Raw genomic sequence first — 26,560 nt, 5'->3', positions numbered from 1 at the left:
CGTTAACTCCCAATATTAAATTCGGAAAGACGTAAGAAGTCTTGTGTTTTTAATCGAAACGGTTTGTGGGCCTCTGCAACTACTACTGTTTCATCATCCAGACTCTTAGCGATTAATACATTCGCTCCGATAAAACACCGACGTCCAACCTGTACATCATTCACCAGAGTGGCCCCTATGCCAACAAAGGTGCTTTCACCTAATACTACGCTTCCACCTAGTGAAGCACCTGAAGTAATCCAACAGTGATCACATACATTGGAATGATGCCCAACCACCGCCCCGCTCCAGACAAATACGTTGTCTCCTAATTTAACGCCAGGTTGTATTTGCGCGCCGGGCATAATAAAACAGTTATTTCCAACCGTTATACTTTCAAAATAAGGTAAGTTTTTTGGCAAGCAATTGAGCAAGTGGTAACCTTTTTCCTTAACCTGCAACAATTTATCTTCACGCAGTTGGTTCAAATTATGATAGCCGACAGCTACAAAACAGGAGTGTTCATGCGGAGACCAGGTCGATTCAATGTCCTCAAATGCAACGAGCGGCAACCCATGAAATTCATTACACGTAATATACTGCCTGTCACAGGTAAACCCTACGATATCCACAACACCACTGTCTTTAAAACAATGATAAACAACCTCGGCAATTTTTCCTGCACCAAAAATTACTACCTTATTCAACATCTTTGAGATACTCCTTTAGCGCCAACCGATCCACTTTTCCATTCCTATTTTTGGGCAGTTGCTCTAGTAAAACAATTTCTTTCGGTATCATATAGGATGGCAGATTTTCTTTTAACGCCTCTTTTATTGCTACCTTATCCAAATCGTCAGACAGAGTAAGTACCAGAACAATTTTTCCGTAAGAATCCTCTTGCACCAGGTAAACAACAGCACTTTGGTTCACACCAGGTATTGCATTTGCGACCGATTCGATTTCTTCCAACTCGATACGGTAACCCATATGCTTAATTTGATTGTCTTTACGTCCACAAAAATACAATAAGCCGTTTCTTAACTCGACCAAATCTCCAGTTTTATACATAATTTCTGGAAACCGATCATTCATAGGATTTTGAAGGAAGGTCTTCTTGGTTAATGCATTTGCCTTATAATAGCCAAGCCCTATACAGGGACCAAGCAAACACAGCTCACCTTTATCCGTAGGCCGATTTTGCTCATCCAAAATAAGATAACTGAAATTCGGTGAGATATTTCCCAAAGGGGCCAACTCGTCAATTTCTTTAAAGTCAGTTTTTGAAAGAGAATAACGCGAGCAAATACAAGTACACTCGGTTGGCCCGTATACATTTTCCAATTGAATGCGATCGCCGAATAGATCAAACAATTGCTTCAACCGGGGTTTGGGAAAGCCTTCGCCCCCAAATATTATAGTTCGCAAATCAGGGAAAGATGATTTCCTCAAAACTTTTGTGGTAAGCAAATAAACCAATAATGAAGGAACCGAAAACCATAAAGTACATTTTTGTTCTGCAATTGCTTTAACCAGCTTTACAGGTTCAGCAATCAACTCTGCGGTAACCGGTGAAAGACTCGCGCCATTAAATAGAGAGGCATAAAAATCAAAAACCGAATTATCGAAATACATGGGATTAACATTCGTTAGCCGATCCTTCGGTGTAATATCAAACTCGGAACCGGCCCAATGTATAAAATTGACTACATTACTATGAGACATAAGAGCTCCCTTAGGAAAACCAGTCGATCCCGAAGTAAAGACAATATAGGCAGGATCACTTCCTTTTACATTGTACGTTTCGGATAGATTGGCGCAATCCAGGGAGCCCCAGACCGGATCAGTGTCATTAGAAAAATGATGCACAGAGATATTCAATTGAGTTGTTACTTTATTCAATTTATTGCGGTGTTCAGAGAAAAAGTTAATAACCCACTTAGGTGAACAACCGGATAATACTTTTTCAAGTCTTTCTGAAGGGTTTTCCGAATCAAGATTCGCGTAAATAGCACCGATCTTAAGACAGGCCAACATTAATGCAAAAGCAGTTCTGGATTTGTCATTAAAAATAACCACCAAATCACCATGCACAATACCTTTTGATAACAAGAATCGCGCTATTTGATTAGATGAGTGGTTCAGAGTTTGAAAGTCAACGTCTTCACCATCAATAAAACTTAACGCCGGAGAATCCGAATAATGCTCAACTACCTCATAAAACAGAAGTCCGAGGTTATAGCAATAACGATTACCACGAGGCAGTTTTGTCAAATTTTCAGCCCACCATCCAGCTCAAGTATCCGGCCATTAAAATAGTCGTTTTCAATAATAAATTGTACAGCACCCAATACTTCTTCAAGGTGACCCAATCGATTAATAGGAATGAGATTTTTCCAATGATTCAACTGACTCTCACTCATTGCTTGTTTAGTTGATTCTGTATTAATAAAACCGGGAGCAATTGCCGCACAGCGGATACCAAACATTCCTAGCTCTTTGCTCCAAGTATTGGTTAATGCATTAATACCAGCCTTAGCCGCGGAATAAGCAGATTGCCCTATATTTCCGGTCGCGGAAATGGAACTAACATTTATCAGTAACCCTTTTATTCTCTTACTTATCATATGTTCAAATACACAGGTCGCCACGTAAAATGCGGTGCTCAGGTTTAACTGCATGACCTTATTCCAGTTTTCAATACTGTGTTTTCGATGGTCGGTAGACAAGAGGTTAATGATAGGTTCGCTATGAATATAGCCCGCATTGTTAATTACCACGGATACGTTATGCGCCTCATAAATTTTCTCAAGTGTATCGCTTAACAATTCATAATCCAATAGATCGCAAGCATACACATCTAGCTTCCCATGAGTGTTTTTTAGTTTATCTAACGCTGGCGCGTCTTTGTCGATAACTACAACCTTTTCAGATTGCTTAACCAATTGTTCCGACAAATATAGTCCGATGCCATTGGCTCCACCGGTGATCAGAAGTGTCTCTCGTCCAATATTCATTTCACTGACTCTCGCCTGGAATAAAGTATGCTTTTTATCCGAGACAAATTAGTCATACTTACGATTTCATCCGTGGATAACTCAATTCCAAATTCTCGTTCAAAGCGTGTAATCAACAGCATATGACTTAATGAGTCCCACGAGTCTAATTCTTTTAAATTTTGCTCATCATTTTTCAGTATCACTTCCGATCCAAACACATCACGAAGTATTTTACTTATTTGCTCTTCATTTTTACTATTAGACACGACCCTCCTCCCAGTTAAAATTTATCTCACAGTTATCCGGTGAGTTTAGTTCTCTACATAAACTTTCTCGTGTTTGCGACAATAAGCGCTGAAGTGAACTTTGCATACCTCCGCGGTAGGATGGTAAAAAACCAAGTTTGATACCTTGTCGCTCAAATGACGACCTGCTATACAGTTTCACACCACCTGAAGCATTCACGTACTCCTTGGCCCCTAATATCTTACATATCGAAATAATACGTTGTTCACCTTTTAAGCTCTCGGCAATGTTCAAGCTTGATGACCGAATGATATCGATAGAGATTGAAAGCTGAGCGCAAACCAATTTGATGCTTTCCATTAACTGCTCGATTGGGTATATCTTCAAGCACTGAACGGTCGCATAAACTTCGGGGTTATTTTCTTCCGACAACCAACGCGAAAGTGAAGCAAGCCGATCCGTCCATAACGACTGACTTTTCTCTGCAAATTCTAAATCTTTAATTTTTATTGTTTGCGGCTGCTTCTTTAAGGGAAGTGTAAGCCATCGATACTTATTTATGCCGATTTCAACACGGTTTCGGTGAACCCATCCTCTCCTCGGAAACTGCACACAGTCGTATACTACAAAAATGTCAGCTAAATTTAATAAGCGAAAATAACCAAGGTACGGAAAATAATAAGGCTGCATAATTGCAATTCGCATTGTTTCAACTCTTTCGCTTCAGTAATGTTCGGATTGCGATTTTACTAATTCACCCTATAGTCAGTGAATTTTAGCTTTTTAGAAAATAGGATCGTTATCTAACATTTAAACCAACTGGCTATTCACATACGATGCTTAGTATCACGTCTCAAAGCTTACTAAAGAAATCTGAACACCGATAAATTCTGAATTCGTACAAAGCTTGCCTGTGCCGCGTCAAGCACCGCCGTTTGTTGCGATAATCGGCTTGCTGCTTCAACAACGTCCAAATCTTCTAACTTTGATAAGTTAGTTTGATTGGCGAGTTTGATACCACTGTTGGTATCTTTTTCTTGTTGAATTGCGTTCAGCCGACTTCCAATCTTCCCACGGACCGTATCCACTCTGTCCATCGCATTTAAAAAGGCGCCATTTAAGTTGTTTCTGATTGTTTGAAATTGCGCTTTGCCCGCATCGGTTCCATCGTATTGATCGATGGCATTAAATAGCTGAGTAAATGTATCAAACATGCTTTGCTTTTGCGCTGGTGCTATTGCGAATACATCGCCATTAGCCGGTGTGCCCTCAATACCCACAGTTATCCCATCAAACGTAATATCCGCTCCTTCTACATAGGTGCCAGACGCGATGGTCGTCGCGGTTGTGATATTAACAACATCGTAGGTTGTTGCTGAAGTAAATTGTATCTCGTAGTTATTCGTAACAAAATTTCCAGGCCCAGAAAAGGAGCGTGGTTCGATATATGCGGCGCCTGTGTTTGCCGCATTGGCAGCAACGGTAAATTTACCATTACCATTTAGAATATCGACAAATACATCATGCCCGGAATCAGAAATCGCCACTCGAATGCCGTTACTAATGCGTAACTCTCTTTGACCCTGATCACCGTTATAAATCACGTTTCCGGCAGCATCTTTGGTAAACGCAACCGTTTTGGTAAGAAACCCTGAAAACAAATACTCTCCCGAAGAGTCTTGTGTATTGGCGAGTCCAACCAACTCTTCAAATCGCTCTTCCATTTCTAATCGAATGGCATTCAATTGTTCTGCTTCGTAAGTCCCATTACCTAAAGAGACCATCAACTCATTCATACGAAAAAGTATATTGTTGACACCTATTAGCACTGATTCTTCTAGGTTATTATTGGCTTCTGCGGACTCAGCATTACGATTAAACTGTTCGATTTGAGCGATATCAGAACGCAACGATAAAATACTTGTCGCCGCTACAGGATCATCCGCCGGTGTAAGAAAGCGCTTTTGTGTCGCAAGTTGCAGCTGTGTTTGTCGCAGCTCTTCTTGCCGTTTCAAAATTTGAAACAAGCCCGATGTATTCAGTAAACTGGTTGAAACTCTCACAGCATTAACCTATCGAGTCGAGTCTATAATTGTTTGGAACAAACTTCGCGCTGTTGCAACGATTTGCGCAGCAGCTTGATATCCTTGTTCTAACTTTATAAGTTTAGCAGCTTCTTCATCAAGGTTAACGCCAGAAATAGATTCTCGACGCTCTCTCACTTGTTGAAGTAGCGTTTCAGAAGCATTTAGGTTGATTTTTGCGGCTTGCGTTTGAGTGCCTACATTACTCACCAAACGTCCAAAAGCAGCTTGATAATTGGACCGTCCATTATCTAACACATCAGCCTGCTGTAATTCGCCTATCAGCAACATGTTTCGATTATCACCAAAGCCATTTAGGTTGTAATTAACATTAAACTGGTCACCAATTTGTGGCTCACCTGCCATTGTAATTTCATATCCGTAATTGAGTCCGGCAAGGGCTAACATATCGTTGTCTTGATTAGGAACAAACCCAGCTACAGGCCCTGTGATTACCGCTAATGTATTCGCGTCTAAAACATTAAAAGAAGTGGGTGTCACGAAGTCGAATATAATTGGCGGACTTAAGTTTTGAGGCGTTGTTGTAAACTGAGGTGTTGTTGTATCCGTTACCGATACTCCCGTTATCACCCCACTACCAATGTTTGCAGAACCCACAGATGCATTCACAGGTGCAGCGGCAGCAATAGCGTTTGGATCGGTGATAATAAAATCCAGATCCGAAGCACCGGTACGACTCGGAAATACTCGAAATCTGTCGCCATCGATCGATGCTCCAGCATTCATGACTAAACTGAATCCTTCACTTGCAAAAGCAATCGTCGCTGGCAAAGCGCCTGGTGTAGGAAAACTGCCCACAACACTATTGTCCGATCGATCAATTAAAGTATAAGTACCGGCGCCAAATGTTAAGTCGTAGTTAGCATCTGAAACCAAATTGATGTCATCAATCACCAAGCTAAAATCCGCGTTGCCCGCATTTCCACTGTCATTGAGAACCCTACGGTTAGCAACTGCAGCGTCATTGATATCAGTAAAATATAATCCACCTAAGTCATTATTAAGATCCATTCCAAGTTGATGCTGATCATTTACATTATCCGCTAAAGCCATTGCGACCCTTCCCACAATATTTAAAGCCGGCTCAATGACACTGTCTCGAAATCTTAAGTAACCTCCTAACTTACCTCCATTGATGTTAGGTGTGATAATGACATTGCCAGCGCCTGTCTGCAAAACCAAATCTAGGTTTCTAGGATCGGAAGTATCTCTTTGAGTCACAATTGAGTTGGCGGTTGCACCTACCACAAGCGACTGTCCAGAGCCGACAAAAACACTGACCGTATCATCACTTAATCGTAACGTTTGAACTTCTACTAATTCGCTCAATTCATTAATTAATCTTTCTCTTTCATCCAATAAATCATTTGGGTTACCAAGCCCACCGCCCGTCGCAGCGGAAATTTGAACATTTAAATTGGCAATAGATTGCCCCAATAGGGTAATTTCTTGCGCAGTTGACTCAAGTCCACTATTGACCACGCGTGTTTGACTGTCCAGTTCTCTAAAAAAACCATTAAACCTTGCTTCCAAAAGTTGAGACTGACTGACTAATACTTGCCTTGCAGCGATCGACGAAGGTTCATTGGCAACACCTTGAACGGCAGCAAAAAACTCTTGCAGCGTGTTGTTGATACCGGTTGATGAATCTGCCACTAAACTGTCCACTCGAGAAATTAAATCAAAAAACACGTCTTCCTGATTAAATGTGGCTAAGTTTGCTTGCAACTCCAGTGCATTAATTGAATCGAAAATACGTCTTATAGAACCAAGCTCTGCACCGGTTCCAATATAGTTACCTCCCAAAAACTGAGGATTTCTGGTATCTATTTCCGCAATTTGCCGGCTATAACCTTCCGTATTCGCATTCGCAATATTATGAGAAACAGTATTGATTGCTGCTTGGCTAGAGACCAACCCGGAAACAGCAACATCAAGAAAATTGCCCGACATTTTAGCTTCCTATTTCATAATTAACTCTATAAATACTGAGCAATTATTGTGCCCATAAATACCGCGCATTCCATTTAATGAATGAGAAGAAGTTAGCCGTTAAAACAGATTAATTTTTCGTTTTCAATATAAATATAAGACAACAACGGATACTAATCGGATAGTTTATACAGTTGCTCTCGAACAAAAATACGATGTATTTTTTCGGCGTATTCAGGATCCGTTGCGTAGCCACCTTGTTGGAGATTTTCGAGGTAGGATTTTGGATCATCATGATTCATAAGTGCTTTTTCATACCTTGGATTATTGCTTATAAAGTCCACATAATCCTGAAAGCTGTCCATTAAACTTTCATAAGCGCGAAACTTATGATTTTGTTTTTCGGGCAAGCCATCTTTAAATTCTAACGTCATAGAGTTGACGATCTTACCCTCCCATTGTGAACCTGCTTTTATGCCAAATAAATTAAATGAGGGATCACCGTTTTTACCTTTTGAAAAGTACTTACCCCATCCTGTTTCAAGTGCTGCTTGAGCAATAAGCACCCCTGGATTTACGCCGAGCACTTTTGCCGCTTCTAAAGCGTAAGGCTTTAAGGTATCAATAAAACTTTTCTTTGACTCGAATTTTAAATGACTGTCAAAAGTCGCATTTAACTTTTCACCTAAATCGGTACTAGAAGCGCGCTCGTCTTGATGAGCATTGTGTGCTTTTTCAGGTAATCCCTCTGTGTTTTCGGATGTTGACATTAAACCTTTTAGTTTACGATGATGCGGCAAGTCCATCTTTTGACTGGTACTTACTGCCTGCTTTTCGGCCAGCTTGATAATCGACATGCTTTCTACGCTGTTGCCTTTAGGTAAATGTTGCGACAGTTGCTGAAAAAGTAATTCACCGATACCAAATTTGCTAGAGCGAGACAATTCCAACGCTAACTGCTGGTCATGCATTTCATTATAAAACTCCAGATCATCGCTACTTAACGGATTGTCTTCCGCAAGTACCTTATTCGCCGCTCTCATATTTTTTAACATCGCATTCAAAAAGTAAGCTTCAAACTCCTTTACCGCCGTTCGCAACGTTTCACGCTGCGATGTTTTTGATTGCGATCGCAGTTGATTTAACGAATTCAAATCATGATAAATTGAGTTTAGCTCTGTCATAAGTACATTACTTTCATCAACGTTAAATAACGACGAGTTCTCCTTGAATAGCCCCAGCCTGTTTTAAAGCCTCTAGTATCGCCATAAGATCACCAGGCGCAGCACCCACAGCATTAACAGCGCGAACCAATTCATCTAACGTTACACCGGGATCAAAGCGAAACATTTTCGCCTCTTGTTCGGTTATACTCGCTTCTGACTGCTCAGTTACTACCGTTTCTCCGCCGGCCAATGGATTGGGTTGCGATACTTGTTGGTTTTCACGAATCGTTACAACCAATGCTCCATGAGCTACAGCGGCCTCTTTCAGTCGCACCTGTTTACCAACCACAATCGTTCCCGTTCGAGAATTAATGATGATTTTAGCACTGCTATCGGCCGGCTCTATTTCAACATTTTCCAATGCCGATAAAAACACCACTCGATGCGCTGCATCTCTTGGCGCACTGACCTGAATCGAAGCCGCATCAAGAGGTTTAGCGGTATGAGGCCCAACAAATTGATTGATTGCTTTTGCCAGTCGTTTAGCCGTTGTGAAGTCGGGTTGGTTTAGATTAAAAATAAAGTGATCGCCACTCGCAAAAGTATTTGGGACTTCGCGTTCAATAATAGCGCCGTTAGGTATACGTCCAGCGGTAGGAATATTGACCGTAACTTTTGAGCCATCTCGACCTTCAGCACCAAAACCACCGACAACAAGATTTCCCTGCGCAAGCGCATATATTTGGCCATCCACCGCTTTTAATGGTGTGAGTAATAAAGCTCCGCCTCTTAAACTTTTCGCATTGCCTAAACTTGAAACCGTGATGTCTATGTTTTGGCCCGGTTTTGCAAAAGGAGGCAGTTCAGCGTGAACAGCCACTGCAGCGACATTTTTTAATTTTGGAGTAAGGCCGGATGGCAAAGTGATTCCAAAACGATTTAACATGGTTTTAAAAGCTTGAGCGGTGTATGCGGTTTGCTCACCGGTTCCATCCAAACCAACGACGAGGCCATAACCGACTAAATGATTGCTACGTACACCTTGAATACTAGCAATGTCTTTAATTCGCTCTGCGAATGCTATTTGACATAGTACTAAGGAAATACTTAAAACCCACTTTAAGAAGTGAGTTATCTTTTGAGTTTTTTTCATCGTTGAATCACACATCAACACGTTCATTAAAAAGGCCACCAAGGGCTGTTAAAAAACCGTGCTAGCCATCCTGGTGAATTCGAGTCGGCCACTGTGCCCGTTCCACTGTATTGAATCCTCGCATTAGCGAGACGAGATGACAATGCTGTATTATCGGAAGTGATGTCTTGTGGCCGTAATATTCCGGCAAGCCGGATAAATTCATCCCCTTGGTTTAAAGTAATCCATTTTTCTCCTCGCACAATTAAATTACCATTCGGTAGCACTTCTTGCACCGTTACCGTTATCGTGCCATTCAATTTATTACTTTGCTTCGATTCCGCTTGTCCCTTAAATTCATTTTCAAGGCCAATATCCATAGCAAATGAGGCCTGTCCGGAGTTAAACGTATAGTTTCTTCCAGCAATCGTTGGATCAGGCAAACTCACATCGGACTCTTTTTTGGTTTTGGTGTCGGCTTTTTTCGTTGCATCTGTCACTTCAGTAAGCACGATGGTAATAATATCGCCAATGCGGTTAGCCGTGCGATCTTCATAGAGCAACATTTCGTTATTGCTTGAAAACAAAGATCCTCCACTGACTTGCTGTTGGCTGGTTACTTGTGGAATTTTCGGAGCGAAAAAAGGGTCATCCGGTGAAGGAGGCACAAAAGTCGCACACCCTGAAATAATAAGCGCAATGCCCAGGTTTATAGCCAACTGAAAACCATTCATCTCTGACTCACTTCTCATATTCAACATTAACGCTGTTAAACTAAAGCGTTTGATTCACGTATTGCAACATTTGATCCACGCCCGAAATTACTTTCGCATTAATTTCATAAGCTCTTTGCGTTTCGATTAAACCGATAAGCTCTTCGACAACCGACACATTAGAAGACTCCAGTTGTCCTCCCCTAATATTGCCCAAACCATTTTCACTTGGATTTCCAACGATAGGCGCCCCACTGGCTTGCGTTTCTAGAAACAAGTTCTGACCAATAGGTTGCAACCCACCTGTATTAATAAAGTCAGCAGTCTGTATTTGACCCAATTGTACTGGGGCGGGATTGCCAGGTTGTCGAACTGATACGATTCCATCGAGGCTGACATCAAAACTGGTCGCATCGGCGGGCACCGTGATCGCCGGTTGAAGCAAGTAGCCAGAACCAGAGGTGACGACTTCCCCATTCTCATTCAATGCAAAATTTCCAGCTCGAGTATAAGCAGTTGTACCATCGGGCAACAGAACTTGGAAAAAACCTGCGCCTTCAATGGCCATATCCAAATTATTCTGTGTTAGCTGAAAAGAACCTTGTGTAAAATCTTTTTGTGTTGCAACTGTTTTTACGCCGGTTCCTAGCATTAAACCAGAAGGAAGCGTAGAGTCTTGAGCCGATTGACTACCGGGCGCTCGAAGTGTTTGATAAAACAAATCTTCAAACACCGCGCGGCTTTTTTTATACCCGACCGTACTTGCATTCGCTAAGTTATTGGACGTCACTTGTAAGTCGGTACTTTGTGCGTCTAAACCAGTTTTGCTAATCCACAATGCGGGGTGCATACATTACTCCTAACAACAACGTTAAATCTTCATTAACTTAACTGCAACAACCGTTCCATCGATTGAGAGTTTTGCTCCGACGTTCTCATCATTTTTACTTGTAACTCAAATTGTCTGGATAGACTGATCATATCCACTAATTCTTCAACCGCATTCACGTTGCTGCCTTCCAAGGTTCCTACCGCTAAGGTTACAACAGCATCCGGAGGTTGAATGTCACCGTCTTTATGGACAAATAAGCCTTCTCGATTTTTAATGAGCTCATTGTTCTCCGGATTTACTAGTTTGATACGATCAACGATTAATGTTTCGTTCGCGGCCGCTCCTTTTGGACGAATGCTAATTGTTCCATCATTAGCAATATCCACAGTATCGAACGGAGGAAATGCAATTGGGCCACCATTGCCTAAAATTAATTTACCCGCTCCATTTTCTAATAAGCCGTTTGCATTTATTTTGAGATCACCACGCCTTGTGTAAGCCTCGCTGCCATCTTCCGTTTGCACTGCAATCCAACCTCGTCCTTTTACAGCGACATCAAAATTATTTCCGGTCGAAATAAGTACGCCTGAGTCAAACCGATAGCCCGGACGTTCTGTTAAAGCAAAAACCCGAGAGGGATGCCCGTCACCAAATACCTGCATTGAACGAGCGTGCTGAAGATCGGTTCGAAATCCCGTTGTATTTGCATTAGCAAGATTGTTAGCCACTTTACTTTGGGCCAACATATTTTGTTTAGCGCCCGACATTGCCAAATAAACCATTTTGTCCATTGCTAACTACCTCAACTGATGTACTTTACTATCGTATTTGGATAATGGTTTGCGTTACTTGGTTATTGGTTTCAATGGTTCTCGCATTGGCTTGAAAATTTCGTTGCGCGGTAATTAAATTGACTAACTCAGACGTTAAATCAACGTTAGATGTTTCCAGTGCGCCAGAACGAATTTGACCAAAACTGGAAGTAAGCGCCTCTCCGGCTAACGGTTGTCCTGAATCTATCGTATCACTCCATGCATTGTTGCCAAGCTGCGCCAAACCTTGGGGGTTAGAAAATCGAACTAACGCGATTTTGCCAATCGCATTCGATTGTCCATTGGTAAAGTTTGCGCGCACCGTTCCTGTCTCACTGATTTCAATACCCGCTAACCGTCCAATGGTCGCACCATTTTGATCAAGCGTATTTACCGTAAAAGGAGATGCGAATTGAGTCGGTGCGTTGTTTGCGTAATCCATTGTGATTTGTTGTGTCGGATCGGAGCCATTGGTAAATCCTAAGGCTGCTGTTTGAGGGCTTGCCGGTGTTGTTTGCTGAAAGGTACCTGCCGCGTCAAATTCAATGGTGTGATAGAGCTGTCCACCGGCACCTGCAGTACCGCCTACAATATCAACTGCGTTACCATCAACATAATAATAAGCAGCCCACGTATTCGGAGTTGCCGCATCTTTTACATAATAGATTGTCGCTATATGACTTTCGCCTAAGGAGTCAAATATTGTAGAGGAAGTAGAAGCTGAGAAAGTGGTAGGCGAATTTGGATCAAACGAGTTTACATTTAATCCGCTCGAATTTGCCGGTAGATTAACACCTATTTCAATTTCGGTGGTTTGGGTTGGTGAACCGGCTGATTGAGGAATTTGTAAAGGCTGTGTACTAGAAAGAGCCGTTGCAGTAACGGTACCATCGGGATTTGTTGGAAACACTTGTAATCTTGCACCCGAACTGTTTACGACAAAACCGTTCGCATCAACACCAAATTCGCCAGCTCGTGTAAACGTTTGATTCGTATTATTCTGACTCGCCTGAAGAACAAAAAAGCCCTGACCGGACACAGCCAAGTCTAGAGTATTCGCTGTAAACTCAAGATTCCCTTGATTAAACTGTTGTGCAACATTACTGAGAATTACACCGTTACCAATAGCTGTTTTCGAACTACCTAACGTTGATGTCGCAAATATGTCACCAAACTCTGCACGAGAAAATTTAAATCCCGTGGTTGCCACATTTGCAATATTATTGCTGGTAACATTCAATTCAGACTGTGCGGCATTCAAACCACTTAACGCTGTATTAAAAGACATAACTGCTTCTCCCGACGCTTACTTACTGCCAAATTAACCATCAATTCTTCGATATCATGAGTGACCTTCCATCACTCGAAATTACCCACCGATCTCTTCAACATCGGCCAGGTTCACCTGCCCTAATCCCGCCAGATTTAATAATATTTGTCCAGCAGGTCCACCCAAATTGACACTACTAACTTTCGCTTTCATTAACGTACCCAATTGCTCAGTCGTTTCACCGACTTGACCGTAAACGTTGATAGAATACATACCTTCTGGCATTGCATCGCCTGCATCGTTTATTCCATCCCAAGAAAACGCTAAGTCACCGGCACTGTAATTACCAATATCAAATCGACGCACAACTTGTCCGGATGAGTCTTTTACTTCCGCCCAAATATTTTGAGTGGATTGTGTTAAAGAAAGTCGTCCTTCAATTGAAGCTCCTTCTTCAAGATAACCAACACCGGTTGGTACCATGACACTTCGTCCTACCAACGCAGACGCTTGCAGTGCTTGATTAGATGTTAGCGATGATGCCAACGTATTAAAGTTTTGATTAAGCTCTTCCATACCCGCTAAACTCGAAAATTGTGCCATTTGCGCGATAAATTCTTTATTGTCCATCGGATCAAAAGGATCCTGATTCGCTAATTGAGTGGTGAGCAGTGCTAAAAAATCAGACTGATCCAACGTGTCCTTTTTACCGTTATCGAGATTTTCCTCTCGATTGACTCCCAGATTGTTGTATACACTGCTGTTGTCATTAATCGTGGTCATAATGCATTCTCTTGATCAATACGCTACTGTCCGAGGCTTAATGTTCTTTGTACTAACGTTTTCGCAGTATTTGCAATTTGAACGTTGGCTTGATAGCTTCTTGAAGCAGAAATCATGTTAGCCATCTCTTCAACAATATTAATGTTGGGTATATACACATTACCGTTTTCATCCGCCATCGGGTTCTCTGGCTGATACTTAACGCGTGGCGCTGCAGTACTTTCAATGACCCCGAGTACTTCAACTCCAGCACCTTGGAAATCACTGCCCTGTACCGATTGATACACTGCGCTGAATACTGGGTGCCGAGCTTTGTACGTTTGATTCACACTAGAAGAAACACTTTCTGCATTGGCCATGTTGCTCGCCGTTGTGTTTAATCGAACGCTTTGCGCACTCATAGCTGAGCCTGAAATTTCAAAAATGTTGTACAAACTCATACCTATTCACCCTTTAACGCTTTAGAGAGACCTTTAAATTTTCCATCAAGAAATTTAAGGGTCGTCATATATTCCAACGAATTTTCCGCAAACTTCGCCATTTCTTTTTGGCTGTCCACCGTATTGCCATCACCTGTATCAGGCTGATTGGGAACTTCATATTTCACAACACCTGGGCCTAAAGCCCCGCGACTTCCTGCAAAATGTTTTTCATGAGTACGTGTTAACGCTGAATCACGCCCCGACATTATATTTTTCAGAGCCTGATTAAAATCCAATTCCTGCGTTTTGTATCCGGGAGTATCGGCATTTGCCATATTATTGGCAATGACCTCCGCACGCTCGGCCCTTAAAGCCAGTGTGTGCTGTTGAATGCCCAACGCTTTGTCGAAATTGATTGCCATACCCTATTTACCCGTCAACTCTATAATAATTCGCATTAATTAAGGCAATACCTGTGCCACAGCGTTAATAGAGTAAAAATTCAATGAGATAGGCGATTTGTGATAAGAGACATCGAATAGCATGTAGTGAAAGCGGCAATTGCAAACCGGTGATGCGGCAAAATGGAAGTTCTAGGTTCTAGGTAGAATATGCTTATGAATAAATCGCAACTCAGCGCTTGCGATATACCAATCCCGGATTACAGCGAACCATTTCGAACTCGGTATTTTGCGGAGGCATGGATTCTGAAGCTCCAAGGAAAAGAAAGCCACCGGGCTTTAAACATTCCGCCAGACCGGAAATAACCTGCTGCTTCAGTACGGTAGAAAAATAAATAAGTACATTGCGACAAAATATCACATCAAAAGTACCGCCTGCTCGATAGGGTAACTGCATTAAATTAAGTGTCATGAAACGAACTCGACTTTTAATACTGTCCTTCAAATGGTAGGTACCCTGCTCATTGATTTCAAAATATTTTTTTTGCCGCTCAGGACTCAGCCCTCGCATTATTTCCAGCGGTTGATACTCTCCTCGCTTTGCCTGATCCAGCATGCGCGTTGAAATATCCGTTGCCAAAATATCAACCTGCGTTGGGTATTTATGTCTTAAACCACTGTTCAACGCTTCTTCAATTGAAATACTGATCGAATAGGGTTCCTGTCCGGAAGAACAAGCAGCACACCAAATATTTGAACGCGAATGTCCCGCTTGCTTCAGCTCAGGAAGAATGTTGGATATTAAATAATTAAACGGAAAACTGTCGCGAAACCAAAGCGTTTCATTAGTCGTCATTCGATCAATAACTTGTTGCATTATCGATTGACCGCCTGGCTTTTCAAGCGACAGTAAAAGTTGCGTGAAATTATCGATTTGATGGTCTTTCAAAAAGCTGCTTAAACGGCTAGATACCAGATACTGTTTGTTTTCTCCCAGCAGTATCCCCGTTTTTTGATGCAAAATATCTTGAAAACGACCGTATTCCTCAGCAGAAATAACCATTAACGCAATGGCTCCTAATTATGGTCAAGATCCAAACGTTTTTGAACGGCTCCTGCCAGCTCATCCGGATTAAACTTAGGAATAAAATCGTTCGCTCCCACCTTTTCAACCATGGCTCGATTGAAAACACCACTCAATGATGTATGCAACAACACCCATAAAGGCTTCAAATGATCGTTTGCTCGAATTTCTGCCGTTAATGTGTAACCATCCATTTCGGGCATTTCAATATCCGATATCAACAACAGAACTTCGTCATTTACCCTTTTGCCTTCACTGGTAATTGCATTCAAATAGTCAAGTGCTTCCCGCCCATCCTTTTTAGTGACGACTTTCATTCCCAACTGTTCGATGGTTCGTTTAATTTGATTCCGAGCAACAGCCGAATCATCAGCGACCAGCACAATTTTATCTTCAGGCTCTTTGCCAGCTGTCTTACTCAGAACTTCTTCACTTACGATTTCACTGGCTGGTGCGATTTCTGCCAAAACTTTCTCAACATCAATTATTTCAACCAAATGATTATCAATTTCCGTAACGGCTGTTAAATAATGGTTTTTACCACTGCCTTTCGGTGGGGGATGAATATCGCCCCAATTCATATTAACGATGCGCTCAACTGACTTAACCAAAAATCCTTGTACAGCACGGTTGTACTCAGCAATGATTACGAAGCAACTTTGGATATTATCGAGAGGTGGGCCACCAGTTGCCAAGCTGAGATCCATGACAGAAATCGTTTGTCCGCGAATATGTGCCACACCTCGAACCACATGATGTCTTTGAGGCAATTCCGTTAACTCAGGACACTGCAGGACCTCTCGCACTTTAAACACATTGATCCCATAAATTTGACGCCCTGTTAACTTAAACAGCAACAACTCCAGACGGTTTTGCCCAACCATCTGTGTCCGTTGATTGACACTATCAAGAATGCTCGACATTAATTTCTCCACCCAGTTTTCGCTTTATCACCAATCAACCGGGAAATGCTGATTTCAGTGGAATTCCAAAGCGCTTTAGACAAGGCATTGATTAAAGGGAATGTTTTGCCCCCTTACTGAAATCAATAACGCAGTTAAAAGCGTTTTGAAACCCATCAAAGAAGCGTATAAGACTGTCCACTTCTTTGTTGCATGAATGAGCAAGGGATCACCATTCCTTCATTCATGCGTCGCGAATTAAACAACCTCACGCGCTCTAAAATCCACCATTTTCAGGTTGATTGGGTATCAGGCATAAATCTTGCCCTTCTATTCAATGTTCCTTTGCGAAAGCCACGCTCCAGGCGCGCAAGTAACTGCAGTAGCTAGATTTAAGCATAGTTCATTCTGAAAGCTTTGCAGCAAAGAATTGAATCAAGCAAAATTAATTCTATAGGCCAAATATATGAAAATTAGTAGATTTCCTTTCTACTCAATATTGTTTCTGAACCTATTTGCGATGAAAGTATTGTATGCAAACATTCAAAACCTGGAACACATTGCCGATGCGGCAAAAGCCTTCCTCCAGCAGCAATTAACGGCCCCATCTCACCAACTTGAAATTCGATTAGGAACGATTGACCCACGACTACGACTGCCCGCCTGTACTGCGCCTCTAAAAGGATTTGCGCCCAAAGGCACCGACTTAAAAGGCAACGCCATAGTGGGTGTTCGCTGTGTTGGTGAGCAAAGTTGGCACATTTATGTACCAGTAGAAATTGAAATAAAACAAAGAGTTATCGTTTTTAATCGCAAATTATCTAAAGGAGATGAGATTTCGGTCGATGATATTTCATATAGGCTTGTAGACATCAGCCGAGTACGCCACTCGCCGGTCACCGACCCATCAAAAATACTGGGCTCAGTGCTAAAGCGGCAAGTTTACCCGGGTGATAAGGCCAGCTTAAGTATGTCTTGCATGGTATGTAAAGGACAACAATTAACGCTGATTGCTGAAAGCGAAAGCTTTTCTGTTTCTATGTCTGGCACGGCAATGGAAGATGGGCATTTCGGCGAACAAGTGAAAATTAAAAATCGGTCTTCACAACGAATAGTGAATGGAACAGTAATTGCTAAAAATAGAGTATCAGTAACCTTATGAACGACTATACTCACTTTTGGTAGATGATTGTTCTGAGTAAAAGACTTTCGGCTTTTTATAAATGAGAAATTTATGGCAATTGATATACGCAATGTAAGCTCCGGTAAGGTCACCACGACCGGGAGCCAAAATAAGAAAGCGAAAGGTGTTGGTCGATCGGAAAATTCTTCAACCGAATCCGATACCGGTGAAGACTCATTGCAAATCACAGGCAAGGCTTCTCAAATTCAAGCTCTCATTTCACAAATGATGGCAGCGCCAGTGGTTGATCGCAGTCGCGTAGAGCCAGTGAAAGAAAAGATAGATGAAGGACGATACGAAATCGAACCGGAACGAGTCGCAAATAAAATGCTCGATTTCGAAGTCAGCTACAGCAGAGTGAGGTGACCCATGATTGAGCAAAACGTACAAGACTTTTTACAAACTGCGATTTCACACGAAATTAGCCTTAGCCAAAAGCTGTATGAAATGCTTGCTAATGAACAGAAGCTATTAGAAAAACAAGAGGTTAATGAAATATCTTCTCTTTTAAAAGAAAAAAGCCAACTTATCGAAAAACTTGAAAAGGCAGCTGAAAGTCGACTGTCTGTATTTGGTATAAAAGTAATACACAACAACCATAACCGATTGTTTGAGCAACAGATTTGTCATAACGCTTTACTGTTTAACCTTTGGCAAAAACTTAAAGAAGTATTTTTTCGCTGTAAGACTCAAAACGAAGTCAATGGGCGAATCATTGAACTTTCGCAAAAAAGCGTTGATCGTACCATCAATCTTTTTAAACAAGCATTACGCCCTAATAACTTGACCACCTACTCTGCGAAAGGGCTGGCTGAACAAACACCGATGTCCATTTCAAGTGCTAAAGCATAAATAGGTAGCACCGCAAACAAATCTTATATCGATCTAATTTTGTTCTAAACTTAGTGATGATTGCAGACGAAGCATCATCACTTATGAAAATCAAATCTTTACTCTTCTTTTTTGTTGTCGCTCCGCATTGGTGTGAAATAGCGGCTAACGAAAACACACAACCCCAAAACTCTAAAGAAGCGTCACGTACCGATACAGAATTAACGAAATCGAACTCTGAGACTTCCAACGAAAACGTCAATGTTGTTGTCATTTCAGCTCAAAAACGGCTACAGAACATCCATCAGGTGCCGGTTTCCGTGTCCGCAATATCGGATGAAACGCTCAATAATCATCGATTACGCAACATCAGTCATTTAGCTGGTTTGATTCCCTCTTTTTCCATGGGAGAGTTTAACTTAGGTCAGCCACAACTCTATATTAGAGGCATTGGTTCCAATGAAGACGGTGCCGGGGGTGATAATTCCGTTGTTTTATTTCTTGATGGCGTTTATATCGGACGTTCATCGGGTATGTTATTTGACTTTTTCGACATCAAAAGAATTGAAATACTACGCGGTCCACAAGGTACACTTTACGGCAAAAATGCTTTGGGCGGCGCTATCAATATTATCACTTACGACGCAGACGAGTTAAACGAGCAGCAGCATGACATGACGATTGGAAATCATCACCATTATCAAATTCGTCACTCAATTTCTAGCTCACTCGGACTGAGCGATAACCTTTTTGGAAAAATTTCGATCTTAAAAGCAGAACAAGATGGTTACATCCGAAGTATCTATGGCTTTGACATAAATGATAAAAATAATACAGGACTCCATGCTCAACTGCTTTATTCACCCAATAAATTCCAAATAAAATTAAACTTCGATTGGTTAAAACAAAAGCAATCAGGAGCCGGCAGACATCCTATTGGCGGTGAAATAGGAAACTCTGTATTACCAAGCATAAACCCATCTTGGGCAGATGACCCATTTATCAGTTTTGCCGACGAACGAGGCTATCAAAAAAAATTACTGAAAGGAATCGCCTTTGACTTAAATTGGCAATTCCAACACACCTCCATCAATTTATTAAGCGCATGGCGCAAGAGCTCTTTTGATTTTAAAAACGATGATCTCGCTATAAGTACCAATGAGTACTTCCTTGACATATTAAATGTTGGTACTGAACGAGCCACCCAAAGTAGTCACGAATTGCAATTTAAGACCCTTATTTCCAATGACTGGGATTGGGTTTTCGGCGTATACCATTTATCAGAAGAGATTCATCGTAGTGAGAGCTTTCAATCAAATTTGTTCTCAAGCGGTCACTCAATTCAAGACAACCAAACGCAAAGCTATGCGATTTATGGTCACTTAATTCATCATTTCAACGAGAAAGCGCGCATATCGCTTGGGACTCGTTATACTTATGAGTCCAAAACAATTTCACAACAAGGCATTGGTGGCTTTGTAATTACCGACGACTATCAAGGTTCGAATAAACGATCGTGGAATCATCAAACACCCAAATTGTCCGTTGATTATAACTCGAGAGAAAATACCTTTTGGTATTTGAGTTACAGCGAGGGTTTTAAGTCAGGCGGTTTTCAAGGTCAAGCGCCAACAGAATTGGCAGCGCTTACGCCATTCGACGAAGAAACTTCCGAAAGCTTTGAAGTCGGTGTTAAGTACCGCTTTAATCGTGCCTTATCTTGGACTCATCTCAATATTTTTCAAGCCAATTACAAAGACATTCAAATACTCGAACTATCACAGCAACAAGGACAACCCGTTGGTGTTTTGATTACACAAAATGCAGCGAAAGCAAAATCTCGAGGATTTGAGCTAGAAATAAACGCTGAGTTAACATCAAATATTATGACTCACTTATCTTATACCTACCTTGACGCTCACTATGACCGCTTTTACTTTGACAACAGAGATGAACGCAAAGGGAATCGCTTACGTAATGCACCTCGCCACTCCTATTCACTTGGCTTTTCCTATTATCAACCTATGAAAAGTGGAAACCAATTAAACTGGCAATATTTGCATCGTTATCAAGACAAACGATATCAAGAACCCGATAACCTTCCTGATGCTGCAGTACCCGCTTATGGCACCGCAAATTTTTCAGTTACCCTCGAGCCAATCGAGCGGCCTTGGCAACTTTCATTTTGGATAGATAATGTATGGAATGAACGCTATTACTTGCATAACTTTCCCATTGGCTCAATTACTAATCCTGCTTCTCCGGCTCCGCCAAGAAGGTTAGGGTTTACGTTTTCTTACCGGACAGCACCATGAGAACCATAAAATCCACGTTTTCTGCAGCTTACCCAAAAATGGGAGCCACTCTTTATGAGTGAATACCTTGACATAAGAACACTTTTTTTTAGTAATCTATTATTCAGTTTTGCTTACGGCATCGGCCTGATTGTTTACGCTGCAAACCATAATAAATTCAAAAGCATTGCTTTTGTTGGTTTAGGTTTTTTTAGCTTAGGAACAGGCTCGCTGCTTTTAGCACTTCGCTCGTACGTTTCAGATTTCATTTCTATAATCATCGCGAACGCTTTGATTTTCCTTTCTATGATTTTAATTTTTATTGGGTTAACAAGGTTTCGAAACGCTAGCTTTTGGGTGTCATATCAATGGCATGCAACCTTGCTTGCATTATTACTGATGGGATTTAGCTACTATACTTACTTTGAGCCCAATATTAACTCTCGAATATTAATTATTAGTTTGCTGATCATGATCGAGAGCGCCTTCTCAGCTTACGCACTGTTATTTCGAACCAAGTCACCCATACGTATAGGCGATTTAGTGTTAGGCAGCATCTATCTGGCATTCGCAGTCGTCAATTTATTACGCTTTATTTGGACATTAGGTGAACCAAACATTTCAGACTTTATGGATGCAGCATCTGTCCATGGAATGATATTGATCGCCTTCCAACTGCTCATCATTTTAACCAGCTTTGCTGTGATATGGATTGCCAGTTCTGTACTCGAAGCGGAATTACGTGAGCAAGCGCGAATCGACCCACTCACTTTAGTTTACAACCGTCGAGCCCTTGATGAAATTGCAAAAACTGAGGTCTCTCGCTCCAACCGAAATAAAAGTCATTTGTCTATTTTAATCAGTGATATCGATCACTTTAAAGACATCAATGATCAATACGGTCATCAAGTTGGAGATAAAGTTTTAAAAGATTTTGCCGATCTTTTAAGACTCAATGTTCGTGAACATGACATTGTCTCCCGATATGGAGGTGAGGAATTTTTAGTCATGCTCCCCGAAACGAACCAAGAGCAAGCTATGATGATTGCTGAAAAACTGAGAGTATTAATTAACAATCACAATCTCAATTATCGCAAGAATAAAAGCCTTTCAATTAGTGCGAGCTTCGGGGTCGCCAGTTATTCGGGCAACGTTCGTTGGCCTGAATTAATTTCTAAAGCAGACTTAGCCCTCTATCAGGCTAAAAATACTGGGCGAAATAAAGTATGCTTCTTTGATGAAGCCGCATTAAATTCAGCAAGCTCGTTTCAGCGCATCTAATACTTCACAACCTATCTGCTCCGTACCCACACTTAATTCATCGCTGGCAATATCGGCTGTACGAAGACCGCTGTCGAGCACCATGCCGACCGCCTTTTCAACCGCTAAAGCAAGCGCTTCGCTGTTTAGGCTGTAACGAAGCATCATTGCAACCGACAAAATTGTTGCGAGTGGGTTTGCCACTCCTTTCCCTGCAATGTCGGGAGCCGAACCGTGTACAGGCTCATACATTCCTTTTCCATTCGCGTCCAGACTGGCAGAAGGTAACATACCGATCGATCCGGTTAACATTGCCGCAACATCCGAAAGAATATCACCAAACATATTTCCAGTTACTATCACATCAAACTGCTTGGGTGCACGAACAAGCTGCATTGCTGCATTATCAACGTACATGTGGGATAACTCTACATCGGGATACTCTTTTCCTACTTGAGTTACAACCTCACGCCACAATTCGGTTACTTCCAATACATTGGCTTTATCGACCGAACACAAGCGGCCATTACGTTGTTGCGCTGTTTTATATGCAACACGCGCAATGCGCTCAATTTCACTTTCACGATAAACATAGGAGTTTCGACCGACACGTTCTCCCTGTTCTTCGCTCACCCCACGCGGCTGACCAAAATAGATACCTCCGGTCAATTCGCGGATGATCATCAAATCAAGATCAGCGACCAACTCAGGTTTCAAACTGGACGCTTCAGCCAATTGTGAATACAAAATTGCAGGTCTTAAATTGGCGAACAACTCCAGTTGTGAGCGTAAACCCAACAGTGCTTTTTCTGGGCGAACCGAAATATCGAGTGGCTCCCACTTGGGACCGCCTACAGCACCTAATAAAATCGCATCAGCCTGCTTCGCTTTATTTAATGTTTCTTCCGGTAATGGTTGACCACAATCATCGTAAGCAGCACCACCTACCAAACCATGTTCTAACTCGGCGTCGAGTTGTTTGGTATCAATAAAAAACTGTAACACACGCTCGGCCTGAGCGACGATTTCCGGTCCGATCCCATCCCCAGGTAGAAGCAGAATTTTTTTAGTCATAATATTACTCTCTTAAACGCTAATAGTTTACACTTCTTGCTGAAACAACCAAGGAAATCGCTGATGGTATTGCTGTTCGAATTGAGCAATAGTCTGTTGCTTTTGCAAGGTAATCCCTATGTCATCCAACCCTTCGATCAAACTAAGTTTTCGACCCGGTTCGACATCAAATACAATTTGTCGATTATCTTTAAACGTTAATACTTGTTGTTCTAAATCAACTTGTATCTCCAACGTTTGTTTTTGACTCAATTGAAATAATTCGTCAACCACAGACTCTTCAAGCACAATGGGTAAAATGCCATTTTTAAAACAATTATTGAAAAAAATATCGGCAAAACTTGGCGCAATAATCACCTTAATTCCAAAATCGGCCAAAGCCCAAGGCGCGTGTTCACGACTGGAGCCGCAACCAAAATTTCGACGCGCTAACAAAACTTTTGCCTTTTGAAATTCCGGTTGATTTAATACGAACGCAGCATTGAGAGGACGGTGCGTACAATCCAATCCCGGCTCGCCTTTATCAAGATAGCGCCATTCGTCAAACAGATACGGACCAAATCCGGTGCGTTTTATCGACTTTAAAAACTGCTTTGGAATAATTGCATCGGTATCCACATTCGCTCGATCAAGCGGTGCCACGACCGACTGAAAACGTTTAAACTTTTCCATCAGGTGAACTCCTCTGTTTTAGGCCATTGCCGAACATCCACCATATAACCTTTAATTGCTGCAGCGGCTGCCATTTGTGGACTTAATAAATGAGTACGACCGCCATTGCCCTGTCGACCTTCAAAGTTCCGATTCGACGTGGACGCACAACGTTCACCCGGTGATAAACGGTCCGCATTCATTGCAAGACACATAGAACAGCCCGGCTCACGCCACTCAAACCCTGCGGCTTTGAAAATGTCATCCAAACCTTCCTGTTCCGCTTGCCGTTTCACCAGTCCAGAACCCGGTACCACCATAGCGGTTTTGATGCTTTCCGAAACTTTATGACCTTTAACCACATCAGCTGCCACTCTTAAATCTTCAATTCTTGAATTGGTGCAGGAACCGATAAACACTTTATCGACTTTAATGTCACGCCAACTCTGATTTGCTTTCAACCCCATATATTCGAGTGCTCGTTCCATACCTTCTCGTTTCACCGGATCCTTTTCTTCTTCCGGATCGGGAATAGACTGCTCCACACTCACAACCATTTCTGGAGAAGTTCCCCAAGTAATTTGCGGGGTTAAATCTTCGGCATTCAGTTCCAGCTCAAAATCAAATACCGCGCGATCATCACTGTGGAGTGTTTGCCAGTATTCGACAGCGTGCGGCCAAAGCTCTTCACTCGGTGCGTAAGGTCGTCCTTTTACATAATCAATGGTGGTTTGATCGACCGCAATTAAACCAACACGAGCCCCTGCTTCAATCGCCATATTGCACACCGTCATTCGACCTTCCATCGATAAGCTTTTTATCGCTTCGCCTGCAAACTCAATGGCGTAACCGGTTCCTCCTGCTGTCCCAATTTTACCAATTACGGCTAAAACCAAATCTTTCGCGGTAACATTGGCAGGAAGCCTCCCATTAATGGTGATACGCATATTTTTCGATTTGCTTTGACGCAACGTTTGCGTTGCCAATACATGCTCAACTTCAGAGGTACCGATACCGAAAGCGAGCGCACCGAATGCCCCGTGAGTGGCGGTATGAGAATCTCCACAAACAATGGTCATTCCAGGCAATGTGGCCCCCTGCTCTGGACCAATCACATGCACAATGCCTTGTCGAATATCCGACATATCAAACTGCGTGATATTGAAGAACTTGCAATTCTCATCCAGCGTTTGCACCTGAATGCGCGAAGTTTCATCACGAATACCTTTTACTCGGTCCTGAGTGGGCACATTATGATCGGGCACCGCCAAATTAGCCGCAATTCGATGCGGTTTTCGTCCAGCAAGCCTTAATCCTTCAAAGGCTTGAGGTGAGGTCACTTCGTGCAGGAGCTGGCGATCAATGTAAATCAGGCTAGTGCCATCACTCTCTTCAGCAATCAGGTGCTGATCCCATAACTTGTCGTATAAGGTTTTTGGCTGACTCACAAGAACTCCGGTTCTCAATTTTTTGGGTGTATCAAACACTACCGGTTTATCGAGCATAACTCCAATTCATTATCTTTATACCATCCATTCCTATTAGTTATGCTAAGATGACTTTATCACTCATATGGCAATCAACTTTTTCAGTGCTGGAGAAATACCTTTGGACATACAGTCACTTAAAGCTTTTCTTTCGGTTGCCGAAACACAATCCTTTACTCAGGCAGCAGAACAGCTTTACTTATCACAACCGGCTATAAGTAAACGCATCGCGAGCCTCGAGCAACAATTGAACGCTCGGCTGTTCGATCGCATCGGTCACAATATTCAATTGACGACCAGTGGCAAACTTCTTCAGATCGAAGCTCGTGATATTTTGCAACGCATTGAGTTTGCTCGTCAGAAGATTCGAAACCTCGACGGAAGCCCAGCAGGCCCACTTCAAATTGCAACCGGCCACCACATCGGGTTACACCGATTACCGACTATTTGGCAAAAACTGAGTATGCATTACCCTCAGATTGATCTGAATATTCAGTTTATGGACTCGGAAGAAGCGTATCAGGGTGTTTTGGATGGGAGCATTGAGTGTGCAGTGTTGACGCTTCCTGATATTCCGCATAAAGATTTAGCGGTTTATGATATTTGGCTCGATGAGTTGGGTGTATTTTGTGCTAAACACTCCCCACTAGCACATTTGGACCGGCCAGATGCAAGGGAATTGGCAAAGTTTCCAGTCATTCTACCGGAAAAGCATACCTTTACCCGGCAAAAAATCACCGAATACCTGGAGCAACAAGGTGTTGCTTTACCGAAAATAAAAACCGGAAATTACTTACAAACAATAAAAACGCTGGTGGAATGTGGTTTAGGCTGGAGCGTTCTACCCATTTCGTTACAAAACAAAAAGTTAAAACGTATTCTTTACCAAGAGTTTAAGTTAACGCGCAAGCTAGGGTTAATCCATCACAAAAAACGCCCGCTTTCAAATGCGGGCGTTTTATTCTTAAATGAGTTAATAAAATGTGCTGATATTTAATAATG

Annotated in this window: 27 protein-coding genes; 6 read left to right on the top strand and 21 right to left on the bottom strand. The window is 42.0% G+C overall.

What is annotated here, in order from left to right:
* Positions 1-2: 2 nt before the first annotated feature.
* The 18 genes from ACTUJY_RS11575 to ACTUJY_RS11490 form a co-directional block, all read right to left on the bottom strand.
* Complete coding sequence (locus ACTUJY_RS11575; protein ID WP_463616250.1) at positions 3-689, bottom strand: acetyltransferase; 687 nt, start codon at positions 687-689, stop codon at positions 3-5.
* On the bottom strand, positions 679-2,253 hold the full coding sequence (locus ACTUJY_RS11570) for an amino acid adenylation domain-containing protein (RefSeq protein ID WP_463616249.1): 1,575 nt from the start codon (positions 2,251-2,253) through the stop codon (positions 679-681). The genes ACTUJY_RS11575 and ACTUJY_RS11570 overlap by 11 nt, the downstream gene beginning before the upstream one ends.
* A complete protein-coding gene (locus tag ACTUJY_RS11565) occupies positions 2,250-2,996 on the bottom strand; it encodes an SDR family NAD(P)-dependent oxidoreductase (RefSeq protein ID WP_463616248.1) in 747 nt (248 codons plus the stop codon). Before ACTUJY_RS11565 ends, ACTUJY_RS11570 begins: the two co-directional genes overlap by 4 nt.
* Complete coding sequence (locus ACTUJY_RS11560; RefSeq protein WP_463616247.1) at positions 2,993-3,244, bottom strand: acyl carrier protein; 252 nt, start codon at positions 3,242-3,244, stop codon at positions 2,993-2,995. Before ACTUJY_RS11560 ends, ACTUJY_RS11565 begins: the two co-directional genes overlap by 4 nt.
* Positions 3,237-3,929, bottom strand: a complete 693-nt coding sequence (locus tag ACTUJY_RS11555) for a WbqC family protein (RefSeq protein WP_463616246.1) — start codon at positions 3,927-3,929, stop codon at positions 3,237-3,239. Before ACTUJY_RS11555 ends, ACTUJY_RS11560 begins: the two co-directional genes overlap by 8 nt.
* A gap of 158 nt (positions 3,930-4,087) precedes the next feature.
* Positions 4,088-5,287 carry a flagellar hook-associated protein FlgL gene (gene flgL, locus ACTUJY_RS11550; protein ID WP_463616245.1) on the bottom strand — a complete coding sequence of 400 codons (1,200 nt, stop codon included), beginning with the start codon at positions 5,285-5,287 and terminating at the stop codon, positions 4,088-4,090.
* Between the two features lie 9 nt (positions 5,288-5,296).
* The gene (flgK, locus tag ACTUJY_RS11545; protein ID WP_463616244.1) at positions 5,297-7,282 is read right to left on the bottom strand and encodes a flagellar hook-associated protein FlgK; all 1,986 of its coding nucleotides are present in this window, start codon (positions 7,280-7,282) and stop codon (positions 5,297-5,299) included.
* Positions 7,283-7,434: 152 nt separating this feature from the next.
* Complete coding sequence (gene flgJ / locus ACTUJY_RS11540) at positions 7,435-8,445, bottom strand: flagellar assembly peptidoglycan hydrolase FlgJ (RefSeq protein ID WP_463616243.1); 1,011 nt, start codon at positions 8,443-8,445, stop codon at positions 7,435-7,437.
* 22 nt (positions 8,446-8,467) lie between these two features.
* Positions 8,468-9,580 (bottom strand): flagellar basal body P-ring protein FlgI, encoded by a 1,113-nt coding sequence (locus tag ACTUJY_RS11535; RefSeq protein WP_463616242.1) that lies wholly within the window; start codon positions 9,578-9,580, stop codon positions 8,468-8,470.
* A gap of 26 nt (positions 9,581-9,606) precedes the next feature.
* Positions 9,607-10,293 (bottom strand): flagellar basal body L-ring protein FlgH, encoded by a 687-nt coding sequence (gene flgH / locus ACTUJY_RS11530; protein WP_463616241.1) that lies wholly within the window; start codon positions 10,291-10,293, stop codon positions 9,607-9,609.
* A gap of 40 nt (positions 10,294-10,333) precedes the next feature.
* Positions 10,334-11,122: a flagellar basal-body rod protein FlgG gene (gene flgG, locus ACTUJY_RS11525; RefSeq protein ID WP_463616240.1), complete on the bottom strand. Its 789-nt coding sequence runs from the start codon at positions 11,120-11,122 to the stop codon at positions 10,334-10,336.
* A gap of 32 nt (positions 11,123-11,154) precedes the next feature.
* On the bottom strand, positions 11,155-11,895 hold the full coding sequence (flgF, locus tag ACTUJY_RS11520) for a flagellar basal-body rod protein FlgF (protein WP_463616239.1): 741 nt from the start codon (positions 11,893-11,895) through the stop codon (positions 11,155-11,157).
* Positions 11,896-11,923: 28 nt separating this feature from the next.
* On the bottom strand, positions 11,924-13,204 hold the full coding sequence (flgE, locus tag ACTUJY_RS11515; RefSeq protein ID WP_463616238.1) for a flagellar hook protein FlgE: 1,281 nt from the start codon (positions 13,202-13,204) through the stop codon (positions 11,924-11,926).
* An 81-nt stretch (positions 13,205-13,285) separates the two neighbouring features.
* Positions 13,286-13,969, bottom strand: a complete 684-nt coding sequence (locus tag ACTUJY_RS11510; protein ID WP_463616237.1) for a flagellar hook assembly protein FlgD — start codon at positions 13,967-13,969, stop codon at positions 13,286-13,288.
* 23 nt (positions 13,970-13,992) lie between these two features.
* Complete coding sequence (gene flgC, locus ACTUJY_RS11505; RefSeq protein WP_463616236.1) at positions 13,993-14,409, bottom strand: flagellar basal body rod protein FlgC; 417 nt, start codon at positions 14,407-14,409, stop codon at positions 13,993-13,995.
* A 2-nt stretch (positions 14,410-14,411) separates the two neighbouring features.
* Positions 14,412-14,813 carry a flagellar basal body rod protein FlgB gene (gene flgB, locus ACTUJY_RS11500; RefSeq protein WP_463616235.1) on the bottom strand — a complete coding sequence of 134 codons (402 nt, stop codon included), beginning with the start codon at positions 14,811-14,813 and terminating at the stop codon, positions 14,412-14,414.
* A gap of 211 nt (positions 14,814-15,024) precedes the next feature.
* A complete protein-coding gene (locus ACTUJY_RS11495) occupies positions 15,025-15,855 on the bottom strand; it encodes a CheR family methyltransferase (protein WP_463616234.1) in 831 nt (276 codons plus the stop codon).
* Between the two features lie 14 nt (positions 15,856-15,869).
* A complete protein-coding gene (locus ACTUJY_RS11490) occupies positions 15,870-16,799 on the bottom strand; it encodes a chemotaxis protein CheV (RefSeq protein ID WP_463616233.1) in 930 nt (309 codons plus the stop codon).
* 445 nt (positions 16,800-17,244) lie between these two features.
* Here ACTUJY_RS11490 and flgA point away from each other — a divergent pair, with 445 nt between their 5' ends.
* The 5 genes from flgA to ACTUJY_RS11465 all read left to right on the top strand — a co-directional run bounded on the left by flgA (position 17,245) and on the right by ACTUJY_RS11465 (position 22,367).
* Positions 17,245-17,940, top strand: a complete 696-nt coding sequence (gene flgA, locus ACTUJY_RS11485) for a flagellar basal body P-ring formation chaperone FlgA (RefSeq protein WP_463616232.1) — start codon at positions 17,245-17,247, stop codon at positions 17,938-17,940.
* Between the two features lie 72 nt (positions 17,941-18,012).
* Positions 18,013-18,327, top strand: coding sequence for a flagellar biosynthesis anti-sigma factor FlgM (flgM, locus tag ACTUJY_RS11480; protein ID WP_463616231.1), 315 nt, complete (start codon positions 18,013-18,015; stop codon positions 18,325-18,327).
* Positions 18,328-18,330: 3 nt separating this feature from the next.
* On the top strand, positions 18,331-18,813 hold the full coding sequence (locus ACTUJY_RS11475; RefSeq protein WP_463616230.1) for a flagella synthesis protein FlgN: 483 nt from the start codon (positions 18,331-18,333) through the stop codon (positions 18,811-18,813).
* Positions 18,814-18,896: 83 nt separating this feature from the next.
* Positions 18,897-21,107, top strand: coding sequence for a TonB-dependent receptor (locus ACTUJY_RS11470; RefSeq protein WP_463616229.1), 2,211 nt, complete (start codon positions 18,897-18,899; stop codon positions 21,105-21,107).
* A 54-nt stretch (positions 21,108-21,161) separates the two neighbouring features.
* On the top strand, positions 21,162-22,367 hold the full coding sequence (locus ACTUJY_RS11465; RefSeq protein ID WP_463616228.1) for a GGDEF domain-containing protein: 1,206 nt from the start codon (positions 21,162-21,164) through the stop codon (positions 22,365-22,367).
* Here ACTUJY_RS11465 and leuB read toward each other — a convergent pair.
* Genes leuB through leuC form a run of 3 tightly spaced genes read right to left on the bottom strand, consistent with a single transcriptional unit; the run spans position 22,341 to position 25,519 of the window.
* The gene (gene leuB, locus ACTUJY_RS11460) at positions 22,341-23,420 is read right to left on the bottom strand and encodes a 3-isopropylmalate dehydrogenase (RefSeq protein WP_463616227.1); all 1,080 of its coding nucleotides are present in this window, start codon (positions 23,418-23,420) and stop codon (positions 22,341-22,343) included. The genes ACTUJY_RS11465 and leuB overlap by 27 nt on opposite strands.
* A gap of 27 nt (positions 23,421-23,447) precedes the next feature.
* Positions 23,448-24,092, bottom strand: coding sequence for a 3-isopropylmalate dehydratase small subunit (gene leuD, locus ACTUJY_RS11455; protein ID WP_463616226.1), 645 nt, complete (start codon positions 24,090-24,092; stop codon positions 23,448-23,450).
* Positions 24,092-25,519, bottom strand: coding sequence for a 3-isopropylmalate dehydratase large subunit (gene leuC / locus ACTUJY_RS11450; protein WP_463616225.1), 1,428 nt, complete (start codon positions 25,517-25,519; stop codon positions 24,092-24,094). The genes leuD and leuC overlap by 1 nt, the downstream gene beginning before the upstream one ends.
* A gap of 160 nt (positions 25,520-25,679) precedes the next feature.
* On the opposite strand from leuC, the gene ACTUJY_RS11445 reads away from it, so the two are divergent.
* Positions 25,680-26,555 (top strand): LysR family transcriptional regulator, encoded by an 876-nt coding sequence (locus ACTUJY_RS11445; RefSeq protein ID WP_463616224.1) that lies wholly within the window; start codon positions 25,680-25,682, stop codon positions 26,553-26,555.
* Positions 26,556-26,560: the final 5 nt, after the last annotated feature.

This window comes from Pleionea sp. WD8-19 (genome assembly GCF_055326765.1).
Note: the sequence above shows the minus strand (reverse complement) of the source record. Positions and strands in the feature narration are given on the sequence as shown.